Annotated in this window: 15 protein-coding genes; 9 read left to right on the top strand and 6 right to left on the bottom strand. The window is 73.6% G+C overall.

What is annotated here, in order from left to right:
- Positions 1-24: 24 nt before the first annotated feature.
- Entirely contained in the window at positions 25-1368 is a 1344-nt protein-coding gene (locus tag J2X26_RS15885) for a M20/M25/M40 family metallo-hydrolase (RefSeq protein ID WP_307493673.1), read from the top strand.
- Between the two features lies 1 nt (position 1369).
- On the opposite strand, the gene J2X26_RS15880 is transcribed toward J2X26_RS15885, so the two are convergent.
- The gene (locus J2X26_RS15880) at positions 1370-2074 is read right to left on the bottom strand and encodes a helix-turn-helix transcriptional regulator (RefSeq protein WP_307493672.1); all 705 of its coding nucleotides are present in this window, start codon (positions 2072-2074) and stop codon (positions 1370-1372) included.
- Positions 2075-2141: 67 nt separating this feature from the next.
- Here J2X26_RS15880 and folE point away from each other — a divergent pair, with 67 nt between their 5' ends.
- Complete coding sequence (folE, locus tag J2X26_RS15875; RefSeq protein ID WP_307493671.1) at positions 2142-2714, top strand: GTP cyclohydrolase I FolE; 573 nt, start codon at positions 2142-2144, stop codon at positions 2712-2714.
- 25 nt (positions 2715-2739) lie between these two features.
- Entirely contained in the window at positions 2740-3948 is a 1209-nt protein-coding gene (locus J2X26_RS15870) for an NAD(P)/FAD-dependent oxidoreductase (protein WP_307493670.1), read from the top strand.
- Here the strand turns inward: J2X26_RS15870 and J2X26_RS15865 are convergent.
- Entirely contained in the window at positions 3945-4193 is a 249-nt protein-coding gene (locus tag J2X26_RS15865; protein ID WP_307493669.1) for a DUF5703 family protein, read from the bottom strand. The genes J2X26_RS15870 and J2X26_RS15865 overlap by 4 nt on opposite strands.
- A 112-nt stretch (positions 4194-4305) precedes the next feature.
- Between J2X26_RS15865 and J2X26_RS15860 the strand changes: the two genes are divergently transcribed.
- Complete coding sequence (locus J2X26_RS15860) at positions 4306-4605, top strand: primosomal protein (RefSeq protein ID WP_307493668.1); 300 nt, start codon at positions 4306-4308, stop codon at positions 4603-4605.
- Here the strand turns inward: J2X26_RS15860 and J2X26_RS15855 are convergent, their stop codons facing one another.
- On the bottom strand, positions 4606-5565 hold the full coding sequence (locus J2X26_RS15855; RefSeq protein ID WP_307493667.1) for an aldo/keto reductase: 960 nt from the start codon (positions 5563-5565) through the stop codon (positions 4606-4608). It lies immediately after the preceding gene.
- 79 nt (positions 5566-5644) lie between these two features.
- On the opposite strand from J2X26_RS15855, the gene J2X26_RS15850 reads away from it, so the two are divergent.
- Positions 5645-6529 (top strand): undecaprenyl-diphosphate phosphatase, encoded by an 885-nt coding sequence (locus tag J2X26_RS15850; protein WP_307493762.1) that lies wholly within the window; start codon positions 5645-5647, stop codon positions 6527-6529.
- Positions 6530-6531: 2 nt separating this feature from the next.
- On the opposite strand, the gene J2X26_RS15845 is transcribed toward J2X26_RS15850, so the two are convergent.
- The gene (locus tag J2X26_RS15845) at positions 6532-7542 is read right to left on the bottom strand and encodes a CorA family divalent cation transporter (protein ID WP_307493666.1); all 1011 of its coding nucleotides are present in this window, start codon (positions 7540-7542) and stop codon (positions 6532-6534) included.
- 40 nt (positions 7543-7582) lie between these two features.
- Between J2X26_RS15845 and mshC the strand changes: the two genes are divergently transcribed.
- A complete protein-coding gene (gene mshC, locus J2X26_RS15840; protein ID WP_307493665.1) occupies positions 7583-8842 on the top strand; it encodes a cysteine--1-D-myo-inosityl 2-amino-2-deoxy-alpha-D-glucopyranoside ligase in 1260 nt (419 codons plus the stop codon).
- A 60-nt stretch (positions 8843-8902) separates the two neighbouring features.
- Here mshC and J2X26_RS15835 read toward each other — a convergent pair whose 3' ends face one another.
- The gene (locus J2X26_RS15835) at positions 8903-9760 is read right to left on the bottom strand and encodes a PAC2 family protein (protein WP_307493664.1); all 858 of its coding nucleotides are present in this window, start codon (positions 9758-9760) and stop codon (positions 8903-8905) included.
- 126 nt (positions 9761-9886) lie between these two features.
- Between J2X26_RS15835 and J2X26_RS15830 the strand changes: the two genes are divergently transcribed.
- Positions 9887-10579: an HAD family hydrolase gene (locus J2X26_RS15830; protein ID WP_307493663.1), complete on the top strand. Its 693-nt coding sequence runs from the start codon at positions 9887-9889 to the stop codon at positions 10577-10579.
- A gap of 4 nt (positions 10580-10583) precedes the next feature.
- On the opposite strand, the gene J2X26_RS15825 is transcribed toward J2X26_RS15830, so the two are convergent.
- Positions 10584-11528 (bottom strand): RecB family exonuclease, encoded by a 945-nt coding sequence (locus J2X26_RS15825; protein ID WP_439897864.1) that lies wholly within the window; start codon positions 11526-11528, stop codon positions 10584-10586.
- Between the two features lie 60 nt (positions 11529-11588).
- Here J2X26_RS15825 and J2X26_RS15820 point away from each other — a divergent pair, with 60 nt between their 5' ends.
- Complete coding sequence (locus tag J2X26_RS15820; RefSeq protein ID WP_307493662.1) at positions 11589-12719, top strand: site-2 protease family protein; 1131 nt, start codon at positions 11589-11591, stop codon at positions 12717-12719.
- Positions 12720-12730: 11 nt separating this feature from the next.
- Complete coding sequence (locus tag J2X26_RS15815; RefSeq protein WP_307493661.1) at positions 12731-13762, top strand: tRNA (adenine-N1)-methyltransferase; 1032 nt, start codon at positions 12731-12733, stop codon at positions 13760-13762.
- The last annotated feature ends 103 nt before the right edge of the window (positions 13763-13865 follow it).

Below are 13865 nucleotides of genomic sequence, written 5' to 3'. Positions count from 1 at the left end.
CGGACGGCCGGTACGGTGGACGGCATGCCCGTCACCCACCCGGCCTCCGGCGCGCCCGCTCAGCTCTCCGCCCAGGACGAGGTCGTGCAGATCTGCCGCGACCTCATCCGCATCGACACGTCGAACTACGGGGACGACTCCGGGCCGGGGGAGCGGGCGGCGGCCGAGCACGTCATGGGCCTGCTCACCGAGGTGGGGCTGGATCCCGAGCTGTTCGAGAGCGCCCCCGGCCGGGCCAGCGTCGTGGTGCGGCTCGAGGGCGAGTACTCGTCGCGTCCCGCGCTCGTGCTGCACGGTCACCTGGACGTCGTGCCGGCGCGGGCCGAGGACTGGTCCGTGGACCCGTTCGGCGCCGAGGAGGTCGACGGCCTGGTCTGGGGCCGCGGTGCCGTGGACATGAAGGACATGGACGCGATGATCCTGTCCGTCGTCCGGCAGATGGCCCGCGAGGGGCGCAAGCCGGCGCGGGACGTCGTCGTCGCGATGTTCGCGGACGAGGAGGCCGGCGGCAGCCTCGGGGCGCGCTGGGCGGTCGACCACCGCCCGGAGCTGTTCGAGGGCGCCACCGAGGCGATCAGCGAGGTCGGCGGGTTCTCGGTCGACGTGGACGGTCGCCGCGCGTACCTGCTGCAGACCGCCGAGAAGGGCCTGTCGTGGATGCGGCTCATCGCCGACGGCCGCGCGGGGCACGGGAGCCAGGTCAACGCCGACAACGCGGTGACGCACCTGGCCGAGGCGGTCGCACGGCTGGGCCGCCACCCGTGGCCGCTGCAGCTGACCCCCACGGTCCACGCGCTGCTCGAGGGCGTCGCCCAGCTCACCGGTCTGCCGTTCGACCCGGAGGACCCCGAGGGTGTCGACCGGCTCGTGGCCGCGCTCGGCCCGGCGGCCAAGTTCGTCGGCGCCACGCTGCGCCACACCACCAACCCGACCCAGCTGACTGCGGGCTACAAGGCCAACGTCATCCCCGGGTCCGCGGAGGCGACGGTCGACGGTCGCTACCTGCCCGGTCTGGAGGACGAGTTCGTGCGGACGGTCGCCGAGCTGGCGGGTGAGCACGTGCGCATCGAGCGGCTGCACCACGACACGGCGCTCGAGGTGCCGTTCAGCGGAGACCTCGTGGACCGCATGGTCGAGTCGCTGCTGGCCGAGGACCCGGACGCCACCGTGCTGCCGTACACGCTGTCGGGCGGCACGGACAACAAGTCGCTGTCCCGTCTGGGCATCCGGGGCTACGGCTTCGCGCCGCTGCGCCTGCCCGCGGACCTCGACTTCGCCGGCATGTTCCACGGCGTCGACGAGCGCGTGCCGTCGGACGCCCTGCGTTTCGGCACCCGCGTCCTGGACCGGCTCCTGCGGACCTGCTGACTCAGCCGGGGCGCGCGTCGAGGACGACGCAGCAGCGGTCGGGCTGCGGCTCGAGCCGCGCGTCGAGCCGGTCGGGCGCGATCCCGTCGGCCAGCGCCTCGACGAGGCACCTGTTCGCCCCGCAGACGAGGTCGGTGTGCACCTGGGCGAGCGCGTGGAACGGGCAGTTGTGCAGGTCGACGTGGTCCGCGAGCCGGCGCGGCTCGTAGCCGTGCTCGGCCAGGACCCGGACGGTGGTGTCGATCGCGTCCGCGTCCGCCGCCGCGACGACGGCCGCACGTCCGGCCGCCGCCCCGTACGCCGCGAAGGACCCGTTCACCGCGTCGATCACCGGTGAGCCGGTCCGCGCCGACTCGGCGACCGCGTCGCCGAGCAGCCGCGCCGCGAGCTCGTACTCGCGGTCGGGCAGCGAGATCGCGATCTGCCGGGTCGCGCGCCGGTAGAGCGTCGCAGGCCGGCCGGCGCCGGGACCCGACCGTCCGGTCAGCCGGGCGTGGCTCGTCTCGAGCAGGCCGTCCGACGCGAGTCGGTCGAGGTGGAACCGGGCCTGGTGGCGGGGGACGCCGACACCCTCGGCCGCGTGGTCGCGGCTGACCGGCTCGGCCTGCGCGCAGACGAACCGGTAGAGCGCGAGCCGGACGGGGTCGGCGAGCGCTCCGACGCGCTCCGCGTCGCCGGCGAACGTTTCCGATCCCGTGCCGTCCATCGCCTTGACACTACCGGCGGAGGTTTCTAACGTACAGAGAAGTGACCGATAGAGATGAGGCCCACCGGTGACCCTCGCCCCCGCTCTCCCCGACGTCGGGATCGATGCCGCGACCGAGGCCGCGCGCGCCTTCCTCGAGGCGCTCGGCGTCCCGTGCGACGGCCCCAGCACCGAGCGGAGCCCGCGCCGCATGGCGGAGGCGTACGCCGCGATGCTCACACCGCGCCCGTTCGCCATGACGACGTTCCCGAACGAGGAGCAGTACGACGAGCTCGTCGTGGTCCGCACGATCCCGGTCCAGTCGCTGTGCGAGCACCACCTTCTGCCCTTCATCGGCGTCGCCCACGTGGGTTACCTGCCCGCGGGCCGGATCCTCGGCCTCTCGAAGTTCGCCCGGGTGGTCGAGATGTTCGCGCGCCGCCCGCAGGTGCAGGAACGCCTCACCCGCCAGGTCGCGGACTGGATCGACGCCGAGCTGGCGCCACAGGGCGTCGGCGTCGTCGTGGAGGCCGAGCACCTGTGCATGAGCATGCGAGGGGTCCGCGCGGGCGGGGCCGTGACCACCACGTCGGCGCTCTCCGGCGTCCTGCGGGACTCGCCAGCCACCCGCGCGGAGTTCTTCGCCGCGGTCCGTTCCTAGCGCGGTGCGTTCGTAGGAGGTCGACATGGCTGGAACCGTCGTCGTCGGAGCCGGGCTCGCGGCGGCGCACGTCGTCGCGACGTTGCGCGAGGCGGGGTACGCCGATCCCGTGACCCTCGTCGGCGAGGAGGTCGACCGGCCCTACGAACGGCCACCGCTGTCCAAGGCGTACCTGCAGGGGTCGGCGCCGCGCGACGACGTGTTCGTCCACCCGGACGGCTGGTACGCCGACCACGGCGTCGAGACACGGTTCGGCACCGCCGCGACGGCGGTCGACCGGGCAGCGCGCGCCGTGGCACTCGCGGACGGCTTGACGCTCGGCTACGACCACCTGGTGATCGCCACCGGGTCGAGCGCACGCACCCTCGACGTGCCCGGAGCGGGGCTCGACGGTGTGCACACGCTGCGTCGGCTCGGCGACAGCGACGTCCTGCGCGACGAGCTGGCCGTCCGCTCGCGCCTGGTAGTCGCGGGCGGTGGGTGGATCGGCCTCGAGGTCGCGGCGGCCGCTCGACTGGCCGGGCTCGACGTCACGGTCCTCGAGTACGCCGCCCAGCCGCTGCTGCGGGTGCTCGGCCCGGAGCTCGGGGCGTTCTTCGCGGACCTGCACCGGGCGCACGGGGTCGACGTGCGGACCGGTGCCGGGATCGAGGCGTTCGAGGGTTCCGCCGGTCGCGTCACCGGGGTCCGGGTGGGCGGCGAGGTGGTCCCCGCGGACGTCGTCCTGGTCGGCGTCGGCGCGGCACCGAACATCGGGCTCGCCGCGGCGTCCGGCCTCGCGGCGGACCCCGTCGCCGGCATCACCGTCGACGAGCACCTGCGGACCGCGGATCCCGCGGTGCTCGCGGCGGGGGACGTCGCCCACGCCTACAACACCGCGCTCGGGCACGGCCTGCGCGTCGAGCACTGGGACAATGCGATCCGCCAGGGTGCCCTCGCCGCGCGGTCGATCCTGGCTCAGGACGCGGTCCACGACTGGCAGCCGTACTTCTACACCGACCAGTACGACCTCGGCATGGAGTACGTCGGGCACGCCGACGCGGACGACTCCGTGGTGCTCCGCGGGGACCTGCGTGCCCGTGAGGTCATCGCGTTCTGGCTGCGCGACGGGCGCGTCCGAGCCGCGATGAACGTCAACGTCTGGGACGTCAACGAGCAGCTGCGTGCGCTCGTCGGGCGGCAGATCGAGCCCGCTCGGCTGGCCGCCCAGGACGTGCCGCTCGACGCGCTCTAGCCCGACGTCTCCGCGAGGGTGCTGCGCACGCGGATGATCTTGCGCCGCAGCCAGACCTTGCGCTCGCCACCGGCGAACAAGAGCGTCCTGGACAGCTCCCAGCGGCCCAGCTCCGCCTGCTCGGTCAGCATCCGCCGCGCGTCGTTCCGGGACGTCTCCGCCGGGATCCGCAGCACCCGGTACTCGTACTGACCGCCTTGCGCGACCCAGTCGGGTCGCTTCGTCCGTGTCTGACCGTTTGCCATTCGCCACCCCGTCCCGTGACGGCGCTCGCGCCGCGACGATAGAGAGCCAGAGCCTGGTGCCGGAGAACCTTACGCGCTGCCATTGTGCCTCGCAGACGACTACGGTCGTCGCATGACCGTCGACCCGCGTGCCGCGCTGGACCGCCTGATCGCAGCCCTCGAGGCCCACTACACCGCCGTCGCCGCACCGCACGGCGAGGACGACCCCGCAGTCGACGACGCCTACGACATCCTGGCCGACGCGTTCGAGGTGTACGACGACGCGCTGGGCACCGTCCACGGCGAGGCCACGCCGTTCTACCTCGCCGAGGAGGACGACGGTGAGGACGACGAGGACGACGACGAGGACGAGGACGACGAGGACTACGACGACGCGGACGTCGACGACCTCGCCGACGAGGCCAGCCGGTAGCTAGAAGCGCTCGGGGTAGCCGAGCGTCGGGGCGCTGACCTCGTCGAGGGCCCTGCGCAGCTCGTCGGGCAGCACCAGGTCCTGCGCCGCGATCGAGGCGCGCAGCTGGGTCGCGGTACGGGCACCCACGATGGCCGACGCCACCCCTCGCCCCTGCACCCACGCGAGCGCGACCTCGAGCGGGGTGCGCTCCAGGCCGGTGGCCGCGGTCGCGACCGCCTCGACGATCGTCGCGGACGCCCGGGCGAGGTAGGGCTCGACGAAGCCCGCGAGGTGCGGCGACGCGGCCCGGGAGTCGGCCGGGATGGTCCGGCGGTACTTGCCGGTCAGGACACCGCGCCCCAACGGGGACCACGCGAGGACGCCGACGCCGAGCGCGACGGCGGCGGGGACCACCTCGCGCTCGATCCCGCGCTGCAGCAGCGAGTACTCGGCCTGGACCGCGGTGAGGCCGACCTCGCCCTCGAGCAGGCTCGCCGCACGGGCCACCTGCCAGCCGGCGTGGTTGGCCAGGCCGACGTAGCGGGCGCGCCCGCTGGTGACGGCGAGGCGCAGCGCGGACACCGTCTCGTCGAGCGGGGTGCGCGGGTCGGGCGTCTGGACGAGCCACAGGTCGACGTGGTCGGTCTGCAGGCGACGCAGGGAGCCGTCCAGCGACGCCAGGAGCCCGCCGCGCGAGGCGTCCACCACGCCGCCGTTGCTGGTGCGGCGGATGCCGGCCTTCGTGCACAGGACGACGTCGTCGCGCGGGACCACGTCGCCGAGCAGCTGACCGAGGAGCTCCTCGGCGCCGCCGTCGGCGTAGGAGGCGGACGTGTCCACCAGCGTCCCGCCGGCGTCCGTGAAGTCCCGCAGCTGCTCGGTCGCGTCGTGCTCGTCCGTGTCGCGGCTCCAGGTCATCGTGCCGAGCCCGAGCCGGGAGACCCGCAGACCCGTGCGGCCCAGGTGGCGCTGTTCCATGAGGCGCAACACTAATCGGCGCGGCCACGTCCTCTGCGGCAACGCACCCCGGCTATCGTGTCCGCTCGTGACAGAGGCCATGGGACTGGGTGAAGCGATCCTCTTGGGGCTCGTGCAGGGTTTGACCGAGTTCCTCCCGGTGTCGTCGAGCGCGCACCTGCGCATCATCGGTGACCTGCTCGGCTCCGACCCGGGCGCCGCGTTCACGGCGATCACCCAGCTGGGCACCGAGACCGCGGTGATCCTCTATTTCCGGCGGGACATCGCGCGCATCGCCACCGCCTGGTGGCGGTCGGTGCGGGGGGACCACGGCACGGACTGGCGCGCCCGCTTGGGGATGCCGCTGGGGCGGTCCGACCACGACACGCTCATGGCGTGGTTCATCGCGCTCGGCTCGCTCCCGATCGTCATCCTCGGCCTGGCGTTCCAGGACTCCATCGAGCAGACGTTCCGCAACCTGTGGCTCGTCGCCCTGACGCTCGCGGGCTTCGCGCTCGTGCTCGGCTGGGCGGACAGCCGGGGGGCCAAGAAGCGGGAGCTCACCGAGCTGACCGGCAGGCACGCGCTCCAGTTCGGGTTCTGGCAGGCGCTCGCCCTCGTCCCCGGCGTCTCGCGGTCCGGCGGCACCATCACCGGCGGACTGCTCATGGGCTACACGCGGGAGGCTGCCGCCCGGTACTCGTTCCTGCTGGCCATCCCCGCGGTCTTCGGGTCGGGGCTGTTCCAGCTGGCCAAGAGCGTCGACGACTTCGGCAAGGGCGGCACGCCGGGCTTCGGCGCGACGCTGGTGGCCACGCTCGTCGCGTTCGTCGTCGGCTATCTCGTCATCATCGTGTTCCTGAAGATCGTCTCGACGTTCAGCTACAAGCCGTTCGTGTACTACCGGCTCGGCCTGGCCGCGCTCGTGGTGATCCTGCTGCTGACCGGGGTCCTCGACGCCAACAGCGCACCCGTCACGACGTAGCGTCAGAGCCAGCCGGACCGACGGAACAGCCGGTACAGCGAGTAGCAGACGGCACCCATCGCGGCGATCGACAACGGGTAGCCGAACGTCCACGTCAGCTCCGGCATGTGCTCGAAGTTCATCCCGTAGATGCTGGCGACCAGGGTGGGTGCGGCCGCGATGGCCGCCCACGCCGAGATCTTGCGGACGTCCTCGTTCTGCCGCACCGACACCTGCGACAGGTGCACCGAGAGCATGTCGCTGAGCAGGTCGTCGTAGCCGTCGAGGTGCTTGTCCAGGCGGTCGACCCATGCCTCCGCCCGCCGGAGCCACGGCTGCGAGCTCCGGCGACCGGGTCCCTCCTCGGCCTCCGCCATCAGCTCGGGCAGCACGGACGTGACCGGGCTGAGCGCGCGACGAGCCTCGGCGATCTCGCGCTTCAGGTCGTAGATCTCCTCGAGCGGGTTGCGGTGCCGAGCCGTGGAGAACACCAGCCGTTCGGCGTCCGCGACGGCGTCCCCGAGGCCGATCTCGACGTCGGACGCCTCGGCGACGAGCGTGAGGACGACGACGGCGAGGACCTGGTGGACGCCCTGGTCGGGGACGGGGTAGCCGCCGGTCAGCTTGGCGACCGCGCGGTCGAGCACGTGCGCGTCTCCGAGCTCTGCCATGAGGACGACGTCCTTGCCGACGACGCTCGTCAGGGCGCCCGTGTGCACGTCCTGCGTGGCCTCGTCGTAGGACAGGGTCGGCGTCGTCAGGATGAGCTCGCCGTCGGGGGAGCGGTCGAGGCGCGCGCGCTGCGCGTGGTTCGGGGCCGGTGGGTGGGCGCCGGGGATGCGGTGCTCGAGGAGCGCGATCGCTCGATCGCTGATGCCGTACCGACGTGCGGCGTCCGACAGGTCGTCCATCGAGTCCACGATCACCCACCGGGCCCCGCGGGTCCGGGCGCCGTCCTCGGCGAGCTCCCACCCGTCGGACGTCTCCACGCAGACTCGCTCGTGGTGGTCGTCGGTCGTTGTCTGGTGCGTCACCTGCGCATTGTGGACCTCGCGACGCCGTTAGGCTTCCGGCGTGCTCACCTGGCCGCCCCCGTACATCCCGCAGCTCCCCGGACGTGGCCTCCCGGTCCAGGTCAGGGACTCCTCGACGGACCAGCTGGTCGTCGCCGCGGCGGGGACCGACGCCACCCTGTACGTCTGCGGCATCACGCCGTACGACGCCACCCACCTGGGCCACGCCGCGACCTACGTCGCGTTCGACATCCTCGGGCGGGCGTGGCGCGACGCGGGCCACCGGGTCCGGTACGCGTCGAACGTCACCGACGTCGACGACCCGCTGCTGGAGCGCGCGGCGTCGCTCGGCATCGACTGGCGTGACCTGGCGGCCGAGCAGACCCAGCTCTACGCCGAGGACATGACGGCGCTCGCCGTCATCCCGCCCGACGTCTACTCCGGCGTGGTCGAGGTCATCCCCGCGGTCGTCGAGGCCGTCGAGGTGCTGCTCGCCGCCGGCGCCGCGTACCGCGTGCCGACGCCCGACGCGCTCACCGACGACGGCCTGGGCGACGTGTACGCCGACCTCACCGCCGACATCGACTTCGGCGCGGTCGCCGGCCTCGACGACGACACCATGCGCTGCCTGTCCGCGGAGCGCGGGGGTGACCCCGAGCGGGCGGGCAAGCGCGCACCGCTCGACCCCCTGCTGTGGCGCCGCGAGCGGGCGGGCGAGCCCGCCTGGGACGGGGGCTCGCTCGGCCGTGGTCGTCCGGGCTGGCACATCGAGTGCGCGGTCATCGCCCGGGACGCGCTGGGGCTGCCGTTCGACGTCGAGGGCGGCGGGTCGGACCTGCAGTTCCCGCACCACGAGATGAGCACGTCGCACGCGCGGCTCCTCGACCAGGGCCGCGGAGCACGCGTCCACCTGCACACGGGCATGGTCGGTCTCGACGGGCACAAGATGAGCAAGTCGCTCGGCAACCTCGTGCTCGTCTCCCGCCTGCGCGAGCAGGGCGTGGACCCGATGGCCGTCCGCCTCGCCATCCTGGCGCACCGCTACCGCGACGACTGGGACTGGACCGACGAGGGCCTGCGCGCCGCCCAGGAGCGCCTGGAGCACTGGCGTGCGGCCGTCTCCGGCAACGGGGGCCCGGACGCCGACAGCACCCTCGCGGCCGTGCGGGCGGCGCTCGCCGACGACCTGGACACGCCCGGCGCACTGGCCGCGATCGACGCCTGGGCGGACCTGTCCCTGGCCGGCACACCGACGCCGGTCGAGGGTGCCCCGGGCGTCATCGGCCGCACCCTCGACGCCCTCCTGGGCATCCGCCTCTAGCCCGCGACGGCCGCACTCCAGCGGGCCTGAGGCCTCCGGAGTGCGGACGTCGCCGAGAAGTCAGCCGCCGGTGCCCTTGTCGCGGCGGCGCAGGTAGCGCTCGAACTCCTGGGCGATGGCCTCGCCGCTCGCCTCCGGCAGGTCGGCCGTGTCCTTGGCCTCCTCCAGCTGGTGCACGTACTCGCCGATCTCGGCGTCCTCCGCGGCCAGCTCGTCGACCCCGTGCTGCCACGCGGCCGAGTCGTCGGGCAGCTCTCCCAGGGGCACGGGCTCGCCGAGCAGCTGCTCGATGCGGTGCAGGATCGCGAGCGTCGCCTTCGGGGACGGCGGGTGCGCGACGTAGTGCGGGACCGCCGCCCAGAGGGACATCGCCCGCATCCCGCGCGCCGCGGCCTCGTGCTGGAGCACGCCGACGATGCCGGTGGGTCCTTCGTACGTGTTCGGCTCGAGCCGGAAGTCGTCCCGGACGCCTGCGTCCTCGCTCGTCGTGTTCACGGGGATGGGGCGCGTGTGCGGCACGTCCGCCAGCAGGGCGCCGACGGTGACCACCGTGTCCACGCCGAGCCCCGCGGCGATGTCCAGCAGCTCGGTGCAGTACCGGCGCCACCGCATGGACGGCTCGATCCCGTGCACCAGGACCACGCGTCGTCCGCTGACCGGGGCGGTCGCGACGGCGACCGCGGTCGTCGGCCACGTGATCTCCCGGCGTCCGTCGGCACCGGGCCCGACCACCGGCCGGTTGACCTGGAAGTCGTGGTACTCCTCGGGGTCCAGCTCGTCCACCTGCTCGGCGTCCCAGACCTCGTGGAGGTGCTCCAGCGCCTGGGTGGCGGCCGACCCCGCGTCGTTCCATCCCTCGAACGCCGCGAGCAGCACGGTCTCGCGGACGGGGAGGTCGGCCGAGGGGGTCTCGCTCATCGGCCCAGCGTAAGGCGCGGCGTCGCGACGGCTGCGGACGGCCCGCCTGCGCGCGTCGGAGGCAGGCGCGGGCGACGGCCCCGGCTGCGCCGTCGGCGTGTCGGCACCGCCTCGTACGATGGACCGATGCCCAGCGCCTTCCCCGACCTCGTCCTGCCCGCGGCCGTCCTGTGGGACATGGACGGCACCCTCATCGACACCGAGCCCTACTGGATGGGTGCCGAGACCGAGCTCGTCGAGTCGCACGGGGGCATCTGGACGCACGAGGACGGTCTGTCGCTGGTGGGCAACCCGATGATGGTCTCGGCCGCCCGGCTCCAGGAGCGCGGCGTCGACCTGCCGCTCGAGGACATCGTCGACTTCCTCAACCGCCGGGTCGCCGAGGGCGTCGCGGCGGGGATCCCCTGGCAGGCGGGCGCCCAGCAGGTCCTCGCCGACCTGCATGACGCGGGCGTGCCGATGGCGCTGGTCACGTCGTCGTTCCGCATGCTCGCGGAGCCGTTCGCCGCGGCGGCCGGCCTGTTCGACGTCGTCGTGAGCGGTGACGAGGTCACGCGAGCCAAGCCGGACCCCGAGCCGTACCTGACCGCGGCCCGGCTGCTCGGCGTCGACATCGGCGACTGCGTCGCGGTGGAGGACTCGGCGTCCGGCATCACGTCCGCCCTCGCCTCGGGCGCGCGCACCGTGGCGATCGAGGTCATGCAGCACGTCACGGCACGCCCCGGGCTGAGCCGGATCGCGTCGCTGGCCGACCTGACCCTCCCGGCCCTCGCCCGGATCGTCGGCGGGGACGTGCTCGACCTGCGCCGCGCGAGCTAGCAGGTCACGCGGCGGGCACGACCCCGATCGACCGCTCGATCGCACCTTCGGGGATCTCGGGGGGTGTACCGCCGAACGCCGGGCACAGCGCCTTGAACGAGCACCAGTCGCACAGCTTCGAGGTGCGCGGCCGCCAGTCGCCGGACCGGGCCGCGTCCTCGATGCCGCCCCAGATGGAGCGCACCCGCGCCTCGACGGTCGCCATCTCCGCCTCGGTCGGCTCGTGCGTGAGGATCACGCCGTCGCCCAGGTACTCGAGCTGGAGTCGCTTGGGGAGCACCCCGCGGGTGCGCCAGATGACGTACGCGTAGAAGCGCATCTGGAACAGCGCCGAGCTCTCGTACCCGGCCCGTGGTGAGCGGCCGGTCTTGTAGTCGACCACCCGCACCCAGCCGTTGGGCGCGACGTCGACCCGGTCGATGATGCCGCGCAGCTGGGGACCGCCCTCGTCGAGCTCGGTGGACACGAGCAGCTCGCGCTCCCGGGGCTCGATGCGGGTGGGGTCCTCGAGCGTGAAGTAGGTGCCGAGCAGCGCCTCGGCGCTGGTCAGCCACTCCGCGAGGTCGGCCGGGTCCGCGAACAGCTCACCGATCGCGGGGGAGCGCTCGAGCAGGGTGGCCCACTGATCGGGCAGCAGCGCGTGCGCCGCCGCGAGTGTCCGTTCGGCGGCCGGCAGGTCGAAGAGGTGCTCCAGGACCGCGTGCACCAGCGTGCCGCGCGCGGCGGCCGAGCTGGGCGGCTCCGGGAGCCGGTCGATCACGCGGAAGCGGAACAGCTGCGGGCACTGCAGGAAGTCGTTGGCCCGCGACGGCGACAGCCCGGGGCGCGACGGGGGTCGCTCGGTGGCGGCCGCCTCGACCGCGACCTCGACCGCCTCCTCCACCGCGTCGTCGGCGAGCGTGGCCGACGGGAGGTCGGGGGTGTCCTGGTCGAGGTGCTGCACTGTCACGTGTCGAGCGTAGGCGGGGGCGCCCACACGACCGACCACCGACCCACCTACTCTTGACCGGTGAGCGCCTCCCGACCCCCGGCACGACGATCCTCCGGCTGGGTGATCGGCCGCGCGGTCGGCGCCCCGATCATCCTGGCCCCCAGCTGGCTCATCGCCGCGGTCGTGCTCACCCTGATCTTCGCCCCGACCATCCGCGCCCGGGCGGACCTCGGTCCGCTGGTGTACGTCGTCGCGCTGGCGTTCGTGGTCCTGCTCTTCGCCTCCGTGCTGGTGCACGAGCTCGCGCACGGCCTCATGGCCCGCGCCCGAGGGCAGCAGCCGCGCGAGTTCGTGCTCACGCTGTGGGGCGGGCACACGGCGTTCGGTGGTGCGACGCCGACGCCCGCCAGCAGCGCGCTCATCGCGGTGGTCGGCCCGATCGCCAACCTGCTGCTCGCGGCGGGGTTCCTCGCGGTGGCGCAGGGCGTCGAGACGAACAGCCTCATCGGGCTGCTGGTCTGGTCCGGGTGCCTGACCAACGCGTTCGTCGGGTTGTTCAACCTGGTCCCCGGGCTCCCGCTGGACGGCGGGTACCTGCTCGAGGCGGCCGTCTGGGCGGTCACCAAGAACCGGCACACGGGGACCGTGGCGGCCGGGTGGGTGGGGCGCGTGGTCGCCGTCGGAGTGTTCGCCTGGGCGCTCGTGCTGCCGCTGGTGCAGGGCCGCCAGCCGGAGATCTACGACGTCGTCTGGGCCGCGCTCATCGGGGCTTTCCTGTGGTCGGGCGCCTCCGCGGCGGTGCGCGGCGGCCGCACCCAGAAGGCCGTCGGCCTCATCACCGTGGCCTCCGTCGGCCGCCGGGCGACGGGGGTGGGGCACACGGAGTCCCTCGCGCACGCCGCAGCCCTGGCCGCCGCGGCGGGTGCCGAGGAGGTCGTCATCCTGTCGCCCGACGGCCGACCGGCCGCGTACGTCGACCGTGCCGCGGCGGCGTCCGTACCCGCCGACGCCGCGGGCACCACCCCGGTGACCGCCGTCGCCGTCCCGCTGCCCGGCGGTGCGGTGGTCGACGGGCTCCTGACCGGGCAGCAGCTGGTGGCCGCCGTCGGTCGCGCCACCGAGCACTCCCCGGTCGTGGTGGCCGTCGTGGACGGTCGCGTGGTCGGTCTGATCCGCGCGATGGACGTCGTCGCCGCCATCCGCTCCTAGACTCGGGCACCGTGAACCCCGACCAGACGTCCACCGGGGCCGCGCAGCGCCGCGGCCTCTTCCGTGCGGGCGACCGCGTGCAGCTCACCGACCCGCGCGGGCGGCTGCACACGATCACGCTCGCCGAGGGCGCCTCGTTCCACACGCACCGCGGCTACCTCAACCACGACCAGCTCCTCGGCGCGCCCGAAGGGTCCGTGGTCCGCAACACGGCCGGCATCGAGTACCTCGCGGTGCGCCCGCTGCTCGCCGACTACGTGCTGTCCATGCCGCGCGGTGCCGCGGTCGTGTACCCCAAGGACTCCGGCCAGATCGTCGCCATGGCGGACATCTACCCCGGTGCGCGCGTCATCGAGGCCGGCGTCGGCTCCGGCGCGCTGACCATGTCGCTGCTGCGCGCGGTCGGCGACGGCGGGTCGTTGCACTCCATCGAGCGGCGCGAGGACTTCGCGGCGATCGCCCGTGGCAACGTCGAGGGGTTCTTCGGCGGACCGCACCCGGCGTGGCAGCTGTCCGTCGGTGACCTCTCGGACGTGCTGCCGACCGTGGCGGAGCCCGGCAGCGTCGACCGCGTCGTGCTCGACATGCTCGCGCCCTGGGAGAACCTCGACGCCGTCGCCGACGCGCTCGCGCCCGGTGGCGTCTTCATCTCCTACGTCGCGACGACCACGCAGCTGTCCCGGCTGGCCGAGGACATCCGCACCGACGGCCGGTACACCGAGCCCGAGGCGTGGGAGTCGATGGTGCGCGGCTGGCACCTCGAAGGGCTCGCCGTGCGGCCGCAGCACCGGATGATCGGCCACACCGGCTTCCTGCTCACCACGCGCCGGCTCGCGGACGGCGTCGAGGCCCCGCAGCGTCGTCGTCGGCCCGCCAAGGGCGCCTACCCGGTGGCACCCGACGGTGCGCCTGCGGTGGACGACTCCGAGCTCTGGTCGCCCGAGGCCATGGGCGAGCGGCTCGTCTCGGACAAGAAGCTGCGCCGTGCGCGTCGCGACGTCGGCCAGGCGCCCGCCCCGACGGAGAGCACCAGCACTGACTGACCCGCCAGAGGCCTGAGCCGGAGCGCAGCGCAGGGTGGGGGTCGCGCCAGCGGCACGCGCCCGGAGCGGAGCGCAGGCACAGGCCGACCATGGTCCCTGTCCG

The organism is Cellulomonas humilata (genome assembly GCF_030814415.1).
GTDB lineage: Bacteria > Actinomycetota > Actinomycetes > Actinomycetales > Cellulomonadaceae > Cellulomonas > Cellulomonas humilata_A.
This window is presented reverse-complemented; position numbering and strand designations above follow the sequence as displayed.

Coding starts and splice junctions, on each gene's coding strand:
- J2X26_RS15885 (WP_307493673.1), top strand. CDS start 25: ATGCCCGTCACCCACCCGGCCTCCGGCGCGCCCGCTCAGCTCTCCGCC.
- J2X26_RS15880 (WP_307493672.1), bottom strand. CDS start 2,074: ATGGACGGCACGGGATCGGAAACGTTCGCCGGCGACGCGGAGCGCGTC.
- J2X26_RS15870 (WP_307493670.1), top strand. CDS start 2,740: ATGGCTGGAACCGTCGTCGTCGGAGCCGGGCTCGCGGCGGCGCACGTC.
- J2X26_RS15865 (WP_307493669.1), bottom strand. CDS start 4,193: ATGGCAAACGGTCAGACACGGACGAAGCGACCCGACTGGGTCGCGCAA.
- J2X26_RS15860 (WP_307493668.1), top strand. CDS start 4,306: ATGACCGTCGACCCGCGTGCCGCGCTGGACCGCCTGATCGCAGCCCTC.
- J2X26_RS15855 (WP_307493667.1), bottom strand. CDS start 5,565: ATGGAACAGCGCCACCTGGGCCGCACGGGTCTGCGGGTCTCCCGGCTC.
- J2X26_RS15850 (WP_307493762.1), top strand. CDS start 5,645: ATGGGACTGGGTGAAGCGATCCTCTTGGGGCTCGTGCAGGGTTTGACC.
- J2X26_RS15835 (WP_307493664.1), bottom strand. CDS start 9,760: ATGAGCGAGACCCCCTCGGCCGACCTCCCCGTCCGCGAGACCGTGCTG.
- J2X26_RS15830 (WP_307493663.1), top strand. CDS start 9,887: ATGCCCAGCGCCTTCCCCGACCTCGTCCTGCCCGCGGCCGTCCTGTGG.